Below are 20,494 nucleotides of genomic sequence, written 5' to 3'. Positions count from 1 at the left end.
AATCATTTTCAAAGGATCAAAATACACAAAAACCGGGTATTACCAATTAAAATAAGGATTTACTTAGCTGAATTCCTGCTCCGAAGTTTGGAGAATCATCTGAAATTAAATCGGCACCCACCTGAAGGTTCACCTGAAAAATATTTTGATAAACATTGAGATCAAGATAAGTAGACAAAATATTATTTCGCAATTGCCCACCGCCTTTTGCACCATAATTTTTACGGTAACTCGTTAAAAGTTTGTAAGGAAGTTTTGAAAATGCAAGTCCTGAGACCCCAATATGATGGGCCATCATTTTATTATTAATTACACGGAATCTGTCCTCGTCGAGGAAGATAAAAGGCACTCCCAGAATGCGGTTTTCATAGGTCCAGCCAGAGCGGTAGAGATTATTGTTAAAGTAATTATCCGCCCCATCTGTAGTTGGGCTGTTCTTACTCTGATTTTTAGTATAATAGAATTCATACATAAAAGCATCTATCCACTTCCCCTGCTCAGGCGCAGAAATAAAAATGCCGTAGCGGCCGTCCGGGGTATTGGCGAGAGACCTGCCGGACCCATCTTCAAAAATATGATTGTAAAGGATCTCTACATTATAATTTATAACAGAGGTTTTAATACCACCAACATAACTTCCCAGATGATTTCCAAGCACATTTACTTCCTGTCCTTCCACATCATCTGCCCCTTCCTTACCCATGAAGACATTTTTATAATCATCAAAACTACCGGGTAGTTTTCCAAAAACAGGCGATGTTCCCCCCCATTGCACAAAGTGCTGAACTCCAACAGTAAATTCAATATTAGGTATTTTATCAAAGATTAGATGAAAGCTTTTATGATGCACCCTGGTATCAGGAACATACCGCTCATCGTCTGTAATAAACTCTTCCAGACTTGCCTGAAAGGCCAACCCTGCACTTTTTATAAAATAAACAGGCCTGGTGGTTTTAAAACTAAGTCCGGGCATAGGACGCGCGTTAAGCGACCAAAGGATATTTTCATTGGAGGCGCTTAATCCCCGGTATAATTCCTGCCGTTGTTTTCTACCAAGACTAATTGCAAGCCAGGAATTTTCGAAACCTAAATACGATTCGTCAAGTTGTAATTTATCAATATAACCATCCTGGTAGAGCGTACCCAATCCAATACTGAAACGGGCATTCTCTGTAATATTATAAGACGCTATCCCGGATAATAAAGCAGATATATTTGTAGTTTCATTAACTCTTCCACGCTGATTGCTGTGTATCCAGAAAGGTGATTCTTCGCCTGAATAAACTATCCCTTTTCCGGAAAAATTCCCGGAATAGTTAAGCTGTGCAAAAGTTGATGATATTACGAAGAATAAGAGGGGGGTAAAAATATTGAATTTCATAGGGGTACAATAATTGGTTCATTCACCTATAGGAAACAAATGATACTTCATTTTACTGAATTATCTTTGTTCATTAATCGCATATTTTCTATCATTGAAAGAAGCGAGAACATACGTGGAATGCGTGTTAAAAATATGTAAATTTACTGTACAAACTTAGCGATGATAAGCATTTTTCAAAAAAAAGAATTTTTAATAGATAAGCTTCAAGGAATAACAGATATTCACAATCACATACTTCCCGGTATTGATGACGGGGCAGCGGGGATCGAAGATTCCATCCAATTGATCAGGAGATTTCATAGTAGAGGTATAAGTAATTTTATTTGTACACCTCATATCATGAATGATTACTATCCTAACACTCCGGAAAGCATTCACAATGCTTTAGAAAAAGTGAAAGAAGCGCTGCAGGCAAATCCTTTGTTAAAAGAAATAAAGATCAAAGCCGCCGCGGAATATATGATGGACCAAAGCTTTTTGGAATTATTAGAGAAAAATGAATTGCTTACTTTGAAAGATAAATATGTATTGGTAGAGATGTCCTATTTTCAGGCTCCTATTAATTTAAAAGAAATACTTTTTAAGTTACAGACACATGGGTATAAACCGGTGTTGGCACATCCTGAGCGATATGCTTATTATCATTCCAAAGACTTAAGAAAATATGAGGAACTTAGAAATCGCGGTTGCCTTATGCAAATCAATGCTCTTTCCCTTTCTCCTCATTACGGAACCAATATGCAGGCAATTGGATCCAAATTGCTGGAGGCCGGAATGATAGATTTTATTGGAAGTGATACCCACAGAGAACAACATATTGATAAACTTGAAATGATCAAATTAAATAAAAGGATTTCCGCGGAACTTCAGAAGGTGATTGATAAAACAAAAGCTTTTTTTAAGATTTGATCCTTCCTTTTAAGATCCTCTTCCATTTAGGTTCCTTATCAACTCCGTAACCATACCCATAACCATAGGAATAGCCATATTTAGCCCCATAGGAGAATTTTGAATAATCAACATCATTCAGGATAAGCGCAAGACCTTTTAATTTCCCTTGTTGTTTAAGCTCTTTGGGAAATTCCAGTAATTTTTTATCTGTATAACCCGCTCTGGTAATATACAATGTGGTATCTGCAAGTGGGCTTATCAATAGGGTATCAGTCACGATCATAGTAGGTGCTGTATCAACAATCACATAATCGTATTGCTGCGAGAGTTCCTTAAGTAAATTTTCCATCCGGTCACTCATGAATAGCTCTGCAGGATTTGGAGGAATTGTTCCTGAAAGGATAAGATCCACCTCTATCTCTTTATCGAGTGAGGAATTAATAATCTGATTAGGAGTAAGATCATAATTATATAAATAATCACTCAATCCTGTTGTATCCATTGGGAGTTCCAGGTATCTATGTAGTTTAGGATTTCTTATGTCGGCTCCTATAATCACCACTTTTTTCTTCGTGGTGGCAAGGGTTCGGGCCAAATTATAAGATATAAAGGTTTTCCCCTCGCCTTTAATTGTTGAGGTTACAAATATGATCTCCCCACGATTTTCTTTTTTGGCTTTCATTAGATAGGCCAGATTAGTTCTAAGAATCCTGAACGATTCTGCAAGGGGTGAGCGGTCATTTAGTTGAATCACCTCACTTGTTTCATCAGCAATTTTGGGTACCTCCCCTAAGAATGGAATAGTTTTAATCAAAGAAGCAAGATCTCCCTTATGATGAACCTTGGAATCCAGCATAAATTTTATGAATAGGATCAAAATGGGTAATATCAAGCCAATCAAAAATCCACCTGTCAAAATAAGCCATGGTTTAGGATCTACGGGGGATGGATAGGTATATGCAGAATCTATAACTTTTGCTACAGGTGAAGTCACCGCAAAAGAAATTGCCGCCTCTTCCCGTCTTTGTAATAAAAATAAATATAATTCTTCTTTTATTGCCTGCTGCCTTTCGATGCCTCGCATTCCTTTTTCCATTCCGGGAAAGGTGCTGAATTTCCCCTGGGCCATTCTTTCGACTTGAGAAAGTTCATTAAGCTGTATGTTTAGCGCCCTTATTGTACTGTTAATATTGTCCTGCAAATTCTCCTTCAGGGATTCCAACTGCGCTGTAATAGTTTGTACTACAGGGTTTTCAGGAGTAGAAGTGCGTAAATAAGCATTCCTTTCCAATACCATGGCATTATAGGATGAAATCAAACCGGAGATACCACCATCCTGAATACCCAGATTAGCAGGTAATAACTGATACCCATCCCGGGAATTTAAGACTCCTTCGACAGATCTAATAATATTGAGTTGCATTTCAATATCGAAAATCTGTTGTTCGGCCATAGAAGATTTGGATTGAAATTCCTGGGCTCCTGAGGCAACATCCATAAAACGATTTTCCCGTTTAAAATCTGCCATTCCACCTTCTACCGAATCCAATTCCTGAGTTATTAATTCCAGTCTCTCATAAATAAACTCAGTTGTGCTTAAAGCAACTTGCCTTTTATCAGCAACTCCATCCTCATTGAATTGATACATTAAATTATTGAGAAAATCTTCCGATTTTCTGCTCTCTGCCTGAACTATACCTAAAGATAAAATATCTTTAGCTTTACCTTTTGGAGCAATATCCAGATTACCGATATAAAATTCGGTCATCAAATCAAGAGGAACTATCACTATCTGTACGGTTTTAGTTTTTTCATAAATTGACTTTACCCCATCCCGCGGGATAATAGAAAACTCTAAACCGTCCAATTTGATTATTTCCCCAAAACTATGCTTAGCTTCATAATTTCTACTCTCGTCTACCAGCACAAATTCTGAACTGGAAGCAGGAGTTACTAAAAGATTTTTCGAAGTCTTATGTATAAGAGAATCCGGAGTACGAAATTGAATTATAATAGGACTACTTTTATAAGCCTCCGTTGCGATAACATTACCTTCAATATAATAGAAAATATTATGCTTTAATTCTTTAATAACCTTTTCAACAAGCCTTTTAGATTTCAAAGTAACAATTTGATTGTCAAGAGTATTATCTTCCAGGGTTAAAATACCTCCCCCGCCCGATGGGAGTGCACCTGCAAGAGTATTTTCCTTATCATTGAGGATCATTATTGAAGCCTCAGACCTGTATTGAGGCATTGTATATCGGTTATATAAAAATGCAAGCAAGCCTCCTAACAAGAAACCTAAAACCAACCATTTCCAATAAGCTAAGTACTTAAATATCTCCGCCTTCAGGTCAAAATTTGATTCTTTTTCTTCTGTAAAATCCTGTAATTCTTCCATCTATATTATCTACTCAAAAGAACAATTAAACTAAATGCAGTAGTAACTATTGAAACCAATCCCTGCCAACTGGTTATAAAACCAGCCGACTTAACTTTTCGGTAGGTGGGTTCCACATAAACAATGTCGTTTTGTTTTAAGTAATAAAATGGATTCTTAAAAACATCGGCGCTCGTCATATCAATCCTGCCAATGGACTTTACTCCATCTACTTCCCTTATGATTAATATATTATCCCGTTTACCGTCATATGTAATACCCCCAACGGTAGCTAATAACTCCGGAACACTTATTCTTTCGTTCTCTACATCTACCACAGATTGTCCCGTTTCTCCAAGAACAACCACGCGGAAATTAAGTAACCTTACCGCAATTACCGCATCAGTAACATATCGTCTAATTTCTTTCGTCAAATATTCTTCCAATTCACTTCGGCTTTTTCCTGCCGCAGCAACTTTTCCTAGAACCGGAAACTGGATATCCCCATTTACATCAACCATATATCCCATTAAAGCCGGATTTTGTTGCATTCCCCCTCCACCTCCTACAGTGCCTCTTCCACCACTGCTCATTTGAAAGGGCATTGAAACCTCCTCATTCAAGGAAGTTACTTTAATATGAAGAATATCATTAACCTCAAAGACCGGCTCAAATTCCATCACGCTTTGCATATTCTGCAATTTTTCAGCATCCTGAAAATAAAGGATTTCTTTTTTCGTAGAGCAACCGGTAAGAAAAATAAAAGCAAAGAAAACGAATATTAAGTTTCTCATAAATTGGGGTTAATGGGGTAAATGTAAAAATTTATATATTAATTAATCTCCTTTTTTGAATCAGGCATCAGAACCTACACGGTCCAGCCTTTCGAAAGAAGAATTATTGCTTATAAATTCAGGAATTAAATCCTTTAATTTGGCCACAACTTTGTCATTCTTAAATTTGTGAGCCGATTTAATAATGTTTTCAACTTTTTCATTAATTATTTCATAATCCTGCACCTTATCTACCCCAATCATAATCTTTTTATGATGGGTAGGCAATGTTTTACACTCATCAGTTAGCAATTCCTCATAAAGTTTTTCTCCCGGCCTTAGTCCTGTAATTTTTATCTTAATATGTTTATTAGGAATATATCCTGCGAGTTTGATCATTTTTATAGCCAGGTCCATGATTTTTACCGGCTCTCCCATATCAAATACAAAGATCTCTCCACCCCTTCCCATAGTTCCGGCTTCCAATACCAATTGGCAGGCTTCAGGAATCGTCATAAAATACCGGATAATATCCGGATGGGTTATAGTAATGGGTCCCCCTTTTTCAATTTGCTTTCTGAATAAGGGGACAACCGAACCGTTTGAGCCCAATACATTTCCAAACCGGGTGGTAATGAATTTGGTTGTATTTTCATTAATAAGACGCTGATTGTGATACAGGGATTGGACATACATCTCTGCAGCCCTCTTACTAGCTCCCATAACGTTACTTGGGTTCACTGCCTTATCAGTTGAAACCATCACAAAATGCCCAACATTATACTTTACCGAAAGATCTGCAAGATTCTTGGTTCCATTTATATTTACGAAAACTGCCTCGTGGGGGTTTTCTTCCATTAAAGGAACATGTTTATAGGCTGCAGCGTGATATACAACATCAATATTTTGATTCTGAAACATGATCTCCAGCCTTCGTTGGTTCCCCACATCGCAAATGATAGCTTTATAATTCAACCCCGGAAACTTTGCTTCCACCTCAAGCTGTAAATTATGCAAGGGAGTTTCCGCCTGATCCAAAAGAAGAATTTTCTTCGGATTATAATAGGCAACCTGTCTAACAATTTCACTTCCTATTGAACCTGCAGCTCCCGTAACCAGAATAGTTTTACCTGTTAATTGCGCTGCTTTATTTTCCTTATCCAGCTGTATAGGTTCCCTCTCTAAAAGATCTTCGATCTGTAATGTTTTTACCTGCTGTGCAATTGGTTTTTCCTCATCTTCATAATAAGAAACAATTGGGGCATTATAAACCTTAATATCGTTTTCAAGACAATTGGCAACGATTGCAAATTTTTCTTCTGAAGTAAATTTATTTTCGGAAAGAATGATCGCTGATGCCCTTAGTGCTTTAACCTGATGATGCAGCGTATCGGTATAATTTATTACAGGCTTGTCCAGAATCCTGATACTCCGGTGATGTTTTGTTTCTGTTAGGAAACCAACTATTTTAAAGCGTTTAGGGTGCTCTATATCCAGGGCTCCGGCAATAGAAATAGCATTTTCATCGGCACCAAGAATTACTGCCCTTATAAGCACTTCATTTTTATGAGCCAGTTTAAAAAACTCATAAACCTGTTTAACACCCAATCTGAATAAAAACAATAATGAGAAAGTGATCCACAGGTTGATCAACAAACCTCCAATTAAATATAATTTTTCACCTATTACCAAAAAAGTAATATAATTAATAAGAACGAGCGTGAGGAATGCACATGTTGTGGCAAGTAATAGCTTTAAAGCATCAATATTCGAGGAATACCTTATAATTCCTGCATAGGTTTTAAAAATAAAAAAGTAGAAAACATGAATGATGGCGCCTAAAACAATTTTTGCCGGAAAGTCCAAAAATGTATAATAATTGGGAGTGAGATCAATAATAATGAAGGTTGTTATTACCGAAGATAGTACAACGAGAAAAATGTCAATAAGGAATACCGCCCACCGGGGTAGGTATTTAATATTGCGAAGATCAAGTGAACTGTCCTCTCCGTTTAAACTAAACTTCAGGGCATTTTGCAAGCGTTTCCCCATATAGTAAAATTACAATTACTTTGTAAATATTTCTTTAATTACTGCTGAAATTCTGTCCCTGTCCCCATCCGTTAAATTTGATCCTGAAGGAAGACATAAACCAGATTCAAAAGCCTTTTCGCAAACACCGTTCCCAAAATAAGGTGTTCCCTGAAAAACCGGTTGTAAATGCATGGGTTTCCATAAGGGACGGCTTTCAATATTTTCTTTTTCAAGCGCCAGTCTTATATCTTCCCTTGAAATTCCACCTGTTTGATTCTCATCTATAAGCACCACACTTAACCAATGATTACTATAAAAATCATCACTGGGTTCCTTCATCACTTTAACACCAGGAAATTCTGAAAATAAAATCTGGTAAAATTTGTTCATTTCTCTTCGGTGTCCCACATGCTTGTCCAAAACTTCCATTTGACCTCTTCCAATACCTGCGGAAATATTACTCAATCTATAGTTATAACCAATCTCACTATGCTGATAGTGTGGAGCATCATCTCTTGCCTGGGTAGCCAGAAATATCGCTTTTTGTTTGAGTTTCTCACTTCTGGTTACGAGTGCGCCACCACCGGAGGTGGTAATTATCTTATTTCCATTAAAAGACAATACACCAAACATTCCAAAAGTTCCGCAATTTTTACCTTTGTAGGTGCTACCCAAAGCTTCGGCACTATCTTCAATTACCGGAATATTATATTTGGCGGCTATTTCATGTATTTCCTCCACTTTATAGGGCATTCCATATAAATGAACCCCAATAATTGCTTTTATATTTTTTCCTTTTGCAATCCTGTCCAGGATAGCTTCCTCAAGTCTGGCAGGACAAATATTCAAAGTATCCTCCTCACTGTCAACAAAGACGGGAGTAGCACCTAAATAAGCAATAGGATTTGCCGATGCTGCAAAAGTCATACTCTGGCAAATTACCTCATCACCCGGTTTTACATCCAGCATTATCAGGGCCAAATGCAATGCGGCAGTCCCACTGCTTAAGGCTGCAACTTCAACCGAGGTGTCATCGCCTGATAAATATTCTTTAATATCATTCTCAAAACCTGAAACATTCGGCCCCAGAGGAGCTATCCAGTTATGGTCAAAGGCTTCTTCAATATATCTTTTTTCTGTTCCGCCCATATGGGGAGATGAAAGCCAGATCTTATTTTTTTGCATAATTAAGTACTCTTTTTTTAATGATCCTGCCAGGATTTCCTACCACCACAACATAATCCGGTATATCGTCAATTATAACAGCTCCCGCACCTATAGTGCTCCATTTACCAATTTTAATGCCGGGTATAACTACGGCGCCAATTCCAATCTGGGTGCCCTCCTCCACTTCTACTCCACCTGCCAGAGCAGCATTTGGAGAAATGTGAACAAAATTACCTAAAACACAATCGTGTTCAACTGTCGCCCCGGTGTTGATTATACAATGCATGCCTATTTTTGATTCACTGTTTACTGATGCATTCGGCATCACTACTGTGCCCTTTCCCAATTGAACACTTGAAGAAACTGCAGCTGATATATGAATTACTGCAGCATGAAATTTTCCCTTAAATCCCTCCACCACCTTTTTCCTGATCTCATTATCTCCTATGGCCATTATAAATTCATCCTTTAAAGCCTCCGGACTTACAATATGCTCAACTGGATAATCTAAAACAAATTTGATTTGAGGATTGTCGTCAATAATTACGGAAACAGGTATATTTTGTGACTTCGCAATATCCATAATAACTTTCGCGTGCCCGCTTGCCCCGTAAATATTCATATCAATTTGTCCCGTTAAATGGCTCTGTTGTGGCCATATTTGCAGTATTTATATCTTCAGATAATAACACCTTTTTAATCGTCTTTATAAGAATTCTTACATCCAACGAAAATGAGAGGTTGTCTACATACCACACATCATATTCAAATTTTTGTTTCCAGCTAATAGCATTTCTTCCATTCACCTGTGCCCAACCTGTTATTCCCGGTTTTACATCGTGTCTTCTTTGTTGAAAGGAATTATAGATTGGCAGATACTGCGGCAAAAGAGGCCTTGGGCCTATTAAACTCATTTCCCCTTTCAAAACATTTATAAGTTGTGTAATTTCATCTATTGAGGTCTTTCTTACAAGTTTACCCACCCCGGTCAACCTTTGTTCATCGGGAAGCAATATTCCCTTTTCATCTTTTTCATTGGTCATGGTGCGGAATTTCACAATTTTGAATATCCTGCCATTTTTTCCCGGACGTTTTTGAAAGAAAAAAGGATTCCCTTTATTCGCCAAAGCTAATAAAATGGTAACCAACAACAGTAACGGACTTAAAACAATAATTGCCAATAAAGCAATTATAAAATCAAATAAAGGTTTTACAAAAGATCTATACATCAATAATTTGAAAATAACTTCATATGGAAACCGGGGTTCCTCCTTGAAGATTGCAAAAATACAAATTTCCTTCTTAAGATTATCTTAATCTTAATTAGAGGAATCCCTCTCCCGGTCCAGCTCCTCATACTCCCTGCGCAATAATTCCCAGAATTCAATTCTATCGTAGTTTTGGGTTATTTCATTACGCGCAGCAGTCGCAAGTAGTTTTCTCCAAGATGGGTTATCTACCATTTTTTGCATGGCTAGAAATAGGCTATTTACATCTTTAACCGGAATTATTACTCCATTAAGTCCTTCAGTAATAATTTCATTGCATCCATTAATATCACTTACTATAGAGGGTAATCCCATAGCACCGGCCTGCATTACAACGTTGGGAAATCCTTCCCGGTAACTGGGGAAGGTAAGAACGTTGGAAAGAGCTAAATAAGGCCTTATATCCTGTTGATACCCTGTGGTAATAATCTTTTTATGATCCTCAATAAGGTTGAGAGTGTGGGTTGAAAGAGGATCAAGCTCTTCCTCCAATGGGCCTACCAGTAACAGAGCGGTGTTTTTAATTTCAGCATTTAGGTTCTGGAATGCAGTTACCAACTCATTAATTCCTTTTTCAGATACCAATCTACCAATAAATATAAATACAATATCATTTTCAGGAATTCCTAATTCCCGGCGTAATATTAAATTTTCAGAATCCTTATAATTCCCGGGATCAAAATAATGGGTATCTATCCCATTGGAGCTACCCTTTCCCAATACTTTTAATTTCTCAGAGGAGGTAAAGCCCTCTTTCAGAATTATCTTTTTTAATTCTGTGGAGTTTGGATATATGCGGGTAGCCAATTTATAGGTAAATTTTTCAACAAAATTCAAAACCCGGCGTTTTGTTCCCCGCGTTTCCAATAAGGGGAGGCCGGCCACGGTATGTAATCTTAGAGGAACTCCTGCAAGATTTGCTGCCAGCATTCCTACTATTCCGGCTTTGGGAGTATGGGTGTGAACAATGAATGGTTTTTCCCTTTTAAAATAATTATAAAGTTTCAAAACCGCTTTTAGGTCGGCAATGGGAGTGATCTCCCTGGTCATATCTACCCAATAAGTCTTTACTCCATTATCTCTTCCATATCTTTCCAATCGTTCTTTTTCAGCCGAAATAGCCGTCACCTCATAAAAACTATTCATATAAGTAAGCTGGCCTTCTAACAGCTTTTCAAGGGAAAGAGGAATTGTGGTGATGCGGATGAGTTTATGCATTACAATTTTTTAATATCAGTCGCAAAAATAAACTTTATTTCCAAGCCTGTCACCTCCTTTACCGAATTTCAAATTTAAACAGGAACATTTGAATTAAGATCTACTAGGCCGCTTCCGGTAGTCTCGCATTGGAATTTGCAACTTTCAATTGAAGATTTGGGATATTATCTTTTTCTGAAGCCAGGAAATAATAAACCACAAAGAAAAGAAAGTACATTATCATAGATTTTTGCCTGATGATAATTCCAAGGTTGGACATCACAAAAGTCATAGCAAAGGAGGTGCTTAGAAAAATTACCAAGCTCATCTTAACATTCACAGGGGCACTTTTTAAAAATTTGAAAAAATTCCTTTTAAAAAGTTTTAAAAAAAGAAGTAAATAAATTAGATTTTCTACGGAAACAAATAAACCTAAAATTCCCGGAGAATCAAAAAACAGGGGGCGGAACCAAAAAGTGAAAATCTTCTCCGGTAAAGAATATCCCGCCATATTAACCCCGGACCCCGCATTATCAAGGGAGGCAGAGCGAGCTGCCGTGAATTCGACAAAATCTCCTATTAAATTTTCAGAATTTTGAAGATTTACAACTGCAAGGATTTGATCCTGAACCATAAATAAACCAGAAACAACCGAAAGGCAAAATACCATACGATGTTGCCAGGAAACGCCATTATTACCTGACATAAATCCAATAACAGCACCACCCGCAAGAATTAGGAAGACATGTGGTCTAATAGCAAAAACAACAAGAGAACCTATTACTAACCCTGTTATGCGGGTTTGAGGTTTACAAATTGCATATGCAAAAACCATTAAGCCGAAGAAAATTGGCGCTCCTTTTCCCAGAGACGCTGTCCAAAAGTGCATATTAGGTAGAAAAAGTATTAGGGTAAGAAGGTCAACTTTTTTAAAAACCTTTACTTTCAGAGGAATATTTTCTTTGAAAAATAAATAAGCGTAAACAAATCCCAGGAAACCAATCCAGGTGAATAACATCATCATCATTTCATAACTAAATCCAAAACCATTGATTAGTGGGTAGGAAAAAAAGTCTATAATCGTGGTTTCTGTTCCCAGATAATCCAACCAGGCTTTGCCTTCTTTTTGTGGGGCACTAAAGTATCTATGGGAATCTGACCGGTTAAACACAGCATATATATAATAAAAGCCCCCAAAAAAGAGATGATAGAAGAAAAGCTTATTCATTAACCCGGTATCAAAGAAGCTGTGTGTATGTTTTAAACGTTTAAAGATGTACTGGTTTATACTGTAAAAAAAAGGAATAAGAAATATAGCCTGTAAAATATTTGAAAATGTATTACTATCCATCAAAAATGTGTTTGCCATCATAGTGGCAAAATGGAGACCTTTAATCCAAATATTATATTATAAAGAGACGTATAGTGTAAAGATTGGCGGGAGAGCCTTTAAATAAAGCATTTGCTATGACAGCAAAAATTATTTCTTAATAATGAAATGTTTTATCTTATCCCAGGTTCCACACCAAAACCGTGGAAAATATACATAATTGGGGATTTTTAATACATAAAAGAACTGCCTGTTACCAGGCAGTTCTTTTATGTATTAGATTAATTAATTTGAAGTACTTACGATTCATCAGGTATTACTGTTACAGTCAAGATAACAGTATCTGTGCATTCTCCCGCAGTAATGGTATATTCTGTGGTATAGTCTCCCGGGCCTCCGGTTTCCGGATTATTAAATCTTCGTATAAGGTCCCATATTGATGGATCAAAACTACCATCGCGCGAAACCCCATTTGCAAGTAAACTTAAATAAAGTTTCCGTACTTCATCCCAACTTTCAATAGTCACTGCCTCAGAATAAGTAATTGTCAACGAGTTATCCGGACCGGCGTCTACCCCATCACAAAGAGGTTCAGATTGTTCATCTGCTACTACTGTTACTGTGAGCAGAACCGAATCTGTACACTCCCCATCTGTGATGGTATATTCTGTAGTATAATCACCTAAACCTTTTTCCCAATAAGATCTTATTAAATCCCAAATAGATGGGTCAAATTCACCATTTCTAAGAACGCCTGCATCTAGCATACTTAAATACAATTTTCTCACTTCATCCCAACTTTCAATAGCTTCAGCTTCAGATTGGGTTATGGTCATCGATTTATCAGCTCCGGCAGTAAAGCCATCACACGCTGGCGAACTTTGATCGGCAACTACTATTACCGTAAGCATTACGGTGTCTTTACAATCTCCGTTATCAATTTTATACCACGTGGTGTATTCACCCAGGCCACCTTCTTCCTCATCATTAAATCTGTTAATTAGTTCCCAGATTGTAGGGTCAAATTCCCCGCCCCTGAAAATCCCTTCTGCAAGCAGACTAAGATATAACTTCCTTACTTCGTCCCAGCTTTCTATAGCTGCGGCCTCGGAATAAGTTATTGTCATGGAATTATCGGGGCCGGCACAGCCTACTTCGTCCGCCTCAGATAAAGCATTCATTTCCACTATTTGACTCTCCCGGAGATCGGATTCTATGGGATCAACAGAGCAGGAAATAATAAATAAGCCAATAATGGACAAGAGTAAAATCTTCTTCATTTTCACGGTTTTTATTGGTTAATAATGTAAAATTAGACCATAAAAAAATGCGAAAAACAGCGTTTCGACATAGCTTCAGAATAGTCGATTAAAAGCAAGTTTTATCGGTTATTGTGAAAAAATTTGGAAGAAATCATAAAATTTTAGTAGGAATAATTTTACTGATATCTCTACCAGAATAAGAAAAACCTTTAAATAAACATGGAGGGGAAATTAAATCCTGTAGTAAGTATTTAAATCTCTTTAAATAAAAAAACCCGGCTTAATTTAAAGGCGGGTTTTTTTTAATTGGGTAATGGACTTAAATTCCTTAGGGAACTACATTTAAAGTAAGTATAACGGAATCTGTACACTCACCTTCCCCCAATGTGTAGACGGTAGTATATTCCCCCACGCCACCTAAGATTGGATCATTAAACCTATTAATTAAATCCCAGATTGATGGTTCAAAAGAACCTACAGACTGACCTTCAGGCACTCCGGGATCAAGCATCGCAGTATAAACTTTTCTAACCTCATCCCAGCTTGGGAGTTTCTGCGCTTCACTTAAGGTGATGTCACGGGAATTATCTGATCCTGCATTAGGATGATCAAAGAGGATATTTTCAAAATAAGACCATTTATTACCGGTCAAGTCCCCAGCCCAAAAGCTATATTTCTTTTTACCCAGTTGAAAAACGGTGTAAGCCCCAACTAAAAAGGTATCCTCAAAAGAATCTACAGGAAATTTATATGAATACTCTTTTACGGTTGGACTAAAAGTATATTTATAATCCATATCTTTTAAACTTATTCCTGGATTATTACTATTCCCGGTTGTCGGAAAATCGGAAATATCTGCACCGAGATGCAGGTAGGATTCGGCAATTTGATATTCCCCATTTGCAAATAAATTTACATAAATAAAATCCAGATCGTTTCTAACCTCAATTCTACCCGCATCTTCAAAATTAAAAGTTGTTATGGAACAACCTTTCACTGTATAAGTTGCATCCAATACCAATAATTGTGAATCTACCGGGTCAAGTTCAAGGGTGTCAACACTGCATGCCCCCAGGCAAAAAGTGGACAAAACTAAGAGTAATAATTTTTTCATAATACCATTATTTTAGATTAAGTATCAGTAAATTAGCCCAACCTTACTGAGGGAAAAAGGAAAACAAATAGTTTTCGATATGAGGGTAAATAAGAAGGACGAATGACTTATTTATGAAACAATTCTTACATTAAATCGCACTTTTCAAAAGGCCATTCTACATAATTTCTTTTAAATATTAAACCTGGTTTTCAAATTACCATTTCTTCAAATGTGCTATATTTGAAAAGGGGATTCAACTTTTCACTCTGAAACATGAATAATAAAAAACTGATAATTTACGGTATTGGCAAATTTGCTGAATACGTTGGTTATGTATTCGAAAATGATAGCCCATATGATGTTGTTGGGTATTGTATTGAACAAGACTTTTTAAAGGAAGATTTCTTTGCAAACAAGCCTTTAACGAGCTTTGAAAACATGGGCGAAGAATTTCCCCCTGAAGAATTTCTACTATTTATTGCTGTTGGAAATAATGTTATCAGGCAGCGGGTCTTTCAAAAGGCAAAGGAGATGGGATATAAATTCGCTTCATATATTTCATCAAAAGCCAGTCATTGGGATAATTTAAAGGTAGGAACAAATGTCTTTATCGATGAAGGATGTGTACTCCAGCCTTTTATAAGCATATCTAATAATTCAATATTATTTACGTCTCACATTGGTCACCATACATCAATTGGTAGTAATGTTTTGATAAGTGGGGCGATAACAGGAGGAAATGTAACAATAGGAGATAATTGTTTTGTGGGTTTGAAGGCTTCTATCAAACAAAACGTTCAAATAGCTGCGAATTCAATAATTGGGATGGGTTGTATAATCGAAAAGAACATATTACAACCTTCTGTATTCAGCCATAGGGGTACAGTTAAAAGAAATCTAGACCCCTCTCAGATTGGCAGGTTATTTCTTAAATAATGAATTTTAATCAATTTAAAGAAAAATATCAGAAATTTGAGGTCGAAGAATTTCCGAATAAAGTTACATATTCACCCCTGGTTTCGGTTTTAGTTCAAACTTATAATCATGAAAATTACATCAGGGAGTGCTTGGATTCAATTTTATATCAAAAAACTGATTTTGATTTTGAGATATTACTTGGAGAGGATTACTCAACAGATACAACCAGAGAAATCTGTAAGGACTATGCTGAAAAAAATCCAGAAAACATTAGATTATTTTTACACCATCCCGATAATAAAATTATAATAAACGGAGTCTCAACAGGGAATTTTAATGCCTTTTACAATTTCTACAAGGCACAAGGAAAATATATTGCTTTTTGTGAAGGAGATGATAGGTGGAGAGATCCTTTTAAATTGCAAAAGCACATTAATTCTTTCAAAACAAACTTTCGTTTGGTTATGAATTATCATTCCTATATTACCGTGGATCATAATAGCAACTTATTTCAAACTTATCAGATGAAGTTGCAACCTATTGGAAACATCAGCGGTACACAATTATTGGAAGGGAAATTCCACCCCCTTCTATCAACTACTTGTTTTAAGAAAGTGTTTAACGAGATTCCCCTTGAAATGACTCAAGTAATGAATGTAGATACCTTTTTAATATCTTTACTAGGTAATTTTGGGGATGCAATATATTTGAAAAATATCTTTCCTTCTGCCTATAGAATTCATAAAGGTGGAATGTGGTCTCTTAAAGAAAAAAAGCAGAAATATCTTTCTAAAATTTTGACTTTCACAAAATTGGAAGAATTTTATCTTAGTCAGGGGAACAAAAGATTGTCGCAATTTTATAGAGATAAAAAAGCTAACACTTTTAAAATGGCTGCCGTTTTTTATTTCCTCAATTTAAATTTTTTCCAATTTATTCAAAATGTTTGGAATTATATTAAAACAAAATTCTTTAATTTAAAATTTCTTTAATATTAATATCTTGATGAATGCTTTAAAGTTTAATGGATAGGTTAACCAAGCACTTTTATAATGCTGAAGTGCAGCATATTTTTTGTTGGATTTTTCTAATACATATCCTATTAAGTATTTCATTTCTGCACCGGCTTTTTTATTTCGTCCGTAAAGAATTTTGTGCTTCTTATATTGATAAATATGAGAGCTTAGCCTATTGGGTAACGAATTACTAATTCTTTTTGAGGTTTCCACCTCATATTTTAAAAGAGGGGTTTCAATTAATTTTATTTTTAAATTTTCAAGATGACTCACCCTTATTCCCAACTCATAATTTTCGGAAAAAGTCATTTTTGGATCATAACCTCCTGCACGAAAGAACGTAGTTTTTTTAAAACAAATACTGCCCGCTAAAAAAATAGCTTTAATATTATTATAAGTTCCATCTAAAACAACAGGTCTTTCAATTCTTTCTTTCTGATCGATTTTTCTTACCACTTCCCAACAAATTATATCAAAATTAAAATATTTATGTTGTTGAAGGGTGGATAATAAATTCGGATAAAAAACATCATCGGAGTCTAAAAAAATTAAATAGTCACCTGTAGCTAGATTTGCACCTGTATTACGAGCACTAGATACTCCCTGATTTTCCTGATAATAATATCGAATCCTCTTATCTGATAAAAAAGGTTTCAATATTTTTCGAGTTCCATCTTGAGATCCATCATCCACAACAATTAATTCCCAATTATCAAAATCTTGCGCTTTGATACTTTTAACAGAGTTCACTATCGTGGATTCTCTGTTGAAAGTGGGAATTATTAAAGTAATTTTAGAATTTCGCAATTTATTGGATTATTATAAAATTCTTTAGTTTTTAAGCTTTCAAGTAAATATTAGTATACCATTTTTGAAAACAAAAAAATGTCCATACTCTGAAGGTGTTATCCTCTTTCCCAGATAAATGATGTTTTACGATCCTGGTTATTTCTTCTTTTTGAAAGATATTCTGGGATATTAAAAAAGCAGGTGCAATATATGATCTGAGTTCCTTTGAAAGGTGGTCTCTTAACCAATCCCCTACCGGTACCCCAAAACCTTTTTTGGATTTGTTTAAAAAATCCTTTGGAAAATACTTCTCAAAAGCTTCTTTTAAAATATACTTTTTATTCCACCCATGGAGCAAATAATCCTCGGGTAATTGTGAGGTGAAATTCCATAAGGACTTATTGAGGAAAGGAGCCCGGCTTTCGAGGGATGTTAACATGCTCGTTCTGTCAACTTTTACCAGCATGTCCCCTTCAAGGCTCATTATTTTATCTATATTCCTAAAATCGGTAAGCGAGGAATTATTTTTTCCCACCTGATCTTTATAATATTTCAAACTATTATCCCGTACAAGATTATTTTTAAACAGGTTATTTAATTCCAAAGGTTGATAGGCGAGGGAAACAATATTATAATAAAAATCATCCTCGTAATTAATTGCATTAATTAATTTTTTTATTTTAAACCGTTTCCCTCTTTTATCATCTTTTGATGATAAAAAGGGATTGGTGAGGGATTTTAAATTTCCATGGAAAGATTCGGGAATAATAGAGGTATATTTCCTGTTAAGCTTCCCCATATAATATTTATTATATCCGCCAAATACTTCATCGCCCCCATCCCCGGTTAACGCTACTTTCACGTGCTCCCGGGTTTTTTGAGCAACCAGGTAAGTAGGCAGGGAAGATGAATCTGCAAAAGGCTCATCGAAATTTAAAAGAATATTGTCAATATTTGTTTTTAGGTCATCTACACTTATAATAAATTCATGATGATTACTATCAATAAGATTTGCAACTATCCGGGATTTATCAGATTCATCAAAGGACTTTTTTTCAAAACCTACAGAAAAGGTATCTATTTTACCCTGAGTTTGTTGTGCAAGAGCCAGGGAAACTATAGAAGAATCCACGCCACCTGACAAAAAAGTGCCTAAGGGAACATCTGCTATAGATCTGGATTTTACACTTTCCATAACCATATTATGAGTTTTTCCTTTTGCGTCGACAAAATTAATTTTGGGATCAAGATCTTTTTTAAAATCCTGATTGATTTCACGGATTTTAAACGAAAAGTTTTCGCAATCTATTTCCATAAAATGGTTTGCCTCCAACTTATGGATATTTTCATAAATAGTAAAAGGAGCAGGAATGTAAGTAAGTTGAAAGTATAAATTTAATCCCGTTTTTGATATTTCAGGTTGTTCCTTTAATACAGAAACTATAGATTTCAATTCGGATGCCCACAATAGCTTTTGTTTATCCTGGGTGTAGTACAAAGGCTTTTCCCCAAAGAAATCGCGGGCAATAAAAATCTTCTTCAAGATATCATCATAAATACTGAAGGCGAACATTCCGTCTAACATTGCAAAGGATTTCACTCCATATTTTTCGTACAATCTTAAAATAACCTCAGTATCTGAAGTGGTTTTAAAAACAACTCCTTCCTTAATTAACCCATTTTTTAATTCTAAATAATTATATATCTCCCCATTAAAAACTATGGCTTTACTATTATCATCTGAATAAATCGGTTGTTTCCCGGTACTTAGATCAATAATGGACAAGCGGCGCATAGCCATTCCTACATTAAATGTGCTATGCGATTGAGTAAAGAATCCATCCTGGTCCGGTCCGCGATGAAAAATTTCGAGGTTCATAGTTGAAAGTGTCTTATCAATATCTTCCTTCGCTATTTCCGTTCTATATAATAATCCATTTATACCACACATACATCAAACATTTTTTTGGTTGCAAAGATAATGAAGTTTACAAGATGACCTTATAACTTATTTCTTCTAGGATCACTGTTCTCCTACTTCCGCCATATTAAGGGATTGAAAACCAAACTTATTTCTAAGTAATACAAATTGCTCCAAAATAATTTCAAGGTCTTTCATACTTTCTTCCGGATTATTTCCAAAATTATGTGGGTGCCACCATAAATGATAAATTTCCTTTTTCCCAGCCGCTGTTTCCATTTCTTTTAAAATCCTTTTCAATTTTAAAGCTCTTAGTACATTGTTCTCTTCTACAGGTCTTAAAAATCGACTTGCCATTTGAAGTGTAGGTAACCCGGGTATTTTTATAACCTCTTCCCAGGGATAAGATTTTTTACCTAAATCTAAATAAGCATCTCCTGTTCTACTAATTTTCGTTACAATGTTATTACTTTTTGCATCTTTCCAATACCAGGATTGGGGATTAGATCTTACATTTAAAATACCCAACTCAAAACAAATTTCCAGATATTCTTTTTTTAACTGATTTCTGGGGAAAACGAGAGATTGAAGTGAAATATTAATTTTTTTAGCAAGTTCTATAGCTTTTAACAAATCCTCCTTAAATTGGACCGCTTGCTGGCCCGGTTCAAGACAATAATAATGGGAGTAAGTATGAGTGGCAATTTCCTGGCCAGGAGTAATGGCAATTTTACTAATGAGCTGCGGAGCAAAACACATATCTTCTGTGCCCTTGGAATGAATTCCCGATCCAAATTGATAGGCTGAAAGACCTGAATTTGAGTATTCGGGAAGGTTGGCCGGTTTATTTCTTTCCCACTCATTCCAATTTTTATTAAAAAGCATACCTACTGTTGCCCAGGTTGCATGAATATTAAAATTTTTAAAGATATCTAACACCTGCGGTATTACCTTTCGGGTGTTAAGAAAATAATCTTCTTGTACTTCCCAATTTATTTGATCAAAAACTCCCCATAAAAGTTCGAAATCTAAAGAAATAACTAAGCCCCCTTCTCTTTGGTTCAT

Annotated in this window: 17 protein-coding genes; 3 read left to right on the top strand and 14 right to left on the bottom strand. The window is 35.8% G+C overall.

What is annotated here, in order from left to right:
- Positions 1-46: 46 nt before the first annotated feature.
- Positions 47-1,381, bottom strand: coding sequence for a capsule assembly Wzi family protein (locus FK178_RS01915; protein ID WP_146830461.1), 1,335 nt, complete (start codon positions 1,379-1,381; stop codon positions 47-49).
- Positions 1,382-1,543: 162 nt separating this feature from the next.
- Between FK178_RS01915 and FK178_RS01910 the strand changes: the two genes are divergently transcribed.
- Complete coding sequence (locus FK178_RS01910) at positions 1,544-2,293, top strand: tyrosine-protein phosphatase (protein WP_146830459.1); 750 nt, start codon at positions 1,544-1,546, stop codon at positions 2,291-2,293.
- Here the strand turns inward: FK178_RS01910 and FK178_RS01905 are convergent.
- The 10 genes from FK178_RS01905 to FK178_RS01860 form a co-directional block, all read right to left on the bottom strand.
- The gene (locus FK178_RS01905) at positions 2,283-4,679 is read right to left on the bottom strand and encodes a polysaccharide biosynthesis tyrosine autokinase (RefSeq protein ID WP_146830457.1); all 2,397 of its coding nucleotides are present in this window, start codon (positions 4,677-4,679) and stop codon (positions 2,283-2,285) included. The two genes, FK178_RS01910 and FK178_RS01905, sit on opposite strands and share 11 nt — an antisense overlap.
- Positions 4,680-4,684: 5 nt before the next feature.
- Positions 4,685-5,452, bottom strand: coding sequence for a polysaccharide biosynthesis/export family protein (locus FK178_RS01900; protein ID WP_146830455.1), 768 nt, complete (start codon positions 5,450-5,452; stop codon positions 4,685-4,687).
- 60 nt (positions 5,453-5,512) lie between these two features.
- On the bottom strand, positions 5,513-7,483 hold the full coding sequence (locus FK178_RS01895; RefSeq protein WP_146830453.1) for a polysaccharide biosynthesis protein: 1,971 nt from the start codon (positions 7,481-7,483) through the stop codon (positions 5,513-5,515).
- A 15-nt stretch (positions 7,484-7,498) separates the two neighbouring features.
- Positions 7,499-8,650, bottom strand: a complete 1,152-nt coding sequence (locus FK178_RS01890; protein WP_146830451.1) for a DegT/DnrJ/EryC1/StrS family aminotransferase — start codon at positions 8,648-8,650, stop codon at positions 7,499-7,501.
- Complete coding sequence (locus FK178_RS01885; protein WP_146830449.1) at positions 8,637-9,254, bottom strand: acetyltransferase; 618 nt, start codon at positions 9,252-9,254, stop codon at positions 8,637-8,639. The genes FK178_RS01890 and FK178_RS01885 overlap by 14 nt, the downstream gene beginning before the upstream one ends.
- Position 9,255: 1 nt before the next feature.
- Entirely contained in the window at positions 9,256-9,861 is a 606-nt protein-coding gene (locus FK178_RS01880; RefSeq protein WP_146830447.1) for a sugar transferase, read from the bottom strand.
- A gap of 90 nt (positions 9,862-9,951) precedes the next feature.
- Positions 9,952-11,118: a glycosyltransferase family 4 protein gene (locus tag FK178_RS01875; RefSeq protein WP_146830445.1), complete on the bottom strand. Its 1,167-nt coding sequence runs from the start codon at positions 11,116-11,118 to the stop codon at positions 9,952-9,954.
- Positions 11,119-11,221: 103 nt separating this feature from the next.
- On the bottom strand, positions 11,222-12,448 hold the full coding sequence (locus tag FK178_RS01870) for a hypothetical protein (protein ID WP_146830443.1): 1,227 nt from the start codon (positions 12,446-12,448) through the stop codon (positions 11,222-11,224).
- Between the two features lie 278 nt (positions 12,449-12,726).
- On the bottom strand, positions 12,727-13,707 hold the full coding sequence (locus FK178_RS01865; protein WP_146830441.1) for a hypothetical protein: 981 nt from the start codon (positions 13,705-13,707) through the stop codon (positions 12,727-12,729).
- 310 nt (positions 13,708-14,017) lie between these two features.
- On the bottom strand, positions 14,018-14,803 hold the full coding sequence (locus FK178_RS01860; protein ID WP_146830439.1) for a hypothetical protein: 786 nt from the start codon (positions 14,801-14,803) through the stop codon (positions 14,018-14,020).
- 255 nt (positions 14,804-15,058) lie between these two features.
- Between FK178_RS01860 and FK178_RS01855 the strand changes: the two genes are divergently transcribed.
- The gene (locus FK178_RS01855; RefSeq protein WP_146830437.1) at positions 15,059-15,721 is read left to right on the top strand and encodes a PglD-related sugar-binding protein; all 663 of its coding nucleotides are present in this window, start codon (positions 15,059-15,061) and stop codon (positions 15,719-15,721) included.
- Positions 15,721-16,695 (top strand): glycosyltransferase family 2 protein, encoded by a 975-nt coding sequence (locus FK178_RS01850; RefSeq protein WP_146830435.1) that lies wholly within the window; start codon positions 15,721-15,723, stop codon positions 16,693-16,695. The genes FK178_RS01855 and FK178_RS01850 overlap by 1 nt, the downstream gene beginning before the upstream one ends.
- Here the strand turns inward: FK178_RS01850 and FK178_RS01845 are convergent.
- The 3 genes from FK178_RS01845 to FK178_RS01835 form a co-directional block, all read right to left on the bottom strand.
- Positions 16,681-17,526 (bottom strand): glycosyltransferase family 2 protein, encoded by an 846-nt coding sequence (locus tag FK178_RS01845; protein ID WP_146830433.1) that lies wholly within the window; start codon positions 17,524-17,526, stop codon positions 16,681-16,683. The genes FK178_RS01850 and FK178_RS01845 overlap by 15 nt on opposite strands.
- 31 nt (positions 17,527-17,557) lie before the next feature.
- On the bottom strand, positions 17,558-19,459 hold the full coding sequence (gene asnB, locus FK178_RS01840; protein ID WP_146830431.1) for an asparagine synthase (glutamine-hydrolyzing): 1,902 nt from the start codon (positions 19,457-19,459) through the stop codon (positions 17,558-17,560).
- A 72-nt stretch (positions 19,460-19,531) separates the two neighbouring features.
- Entirely contained in the window at positions 19,532-20,494 is a 963-nt protein-coding gene (locus FK178_RS01835) for a polysaccharide deacetylase family protein (RefSeq protein WP_146830429.1), read from the bottom strand.

Origin of the sequence: Antarcticibacterium arcticum (genome assembly GCF_007993795.1) — a bacterium.
Classification (GTDB): Bacteria; Bacteroidota; Bacteroidia; order Flavobacteriales; family Flavobacteriaceae; genus Gillisia; species Gillisia arctica.
The sequence above is the reverse complement of the archived record's forward strand: the minus strand, read 5'-3'. Positions and strand labels throughout refer to the sequence as shown.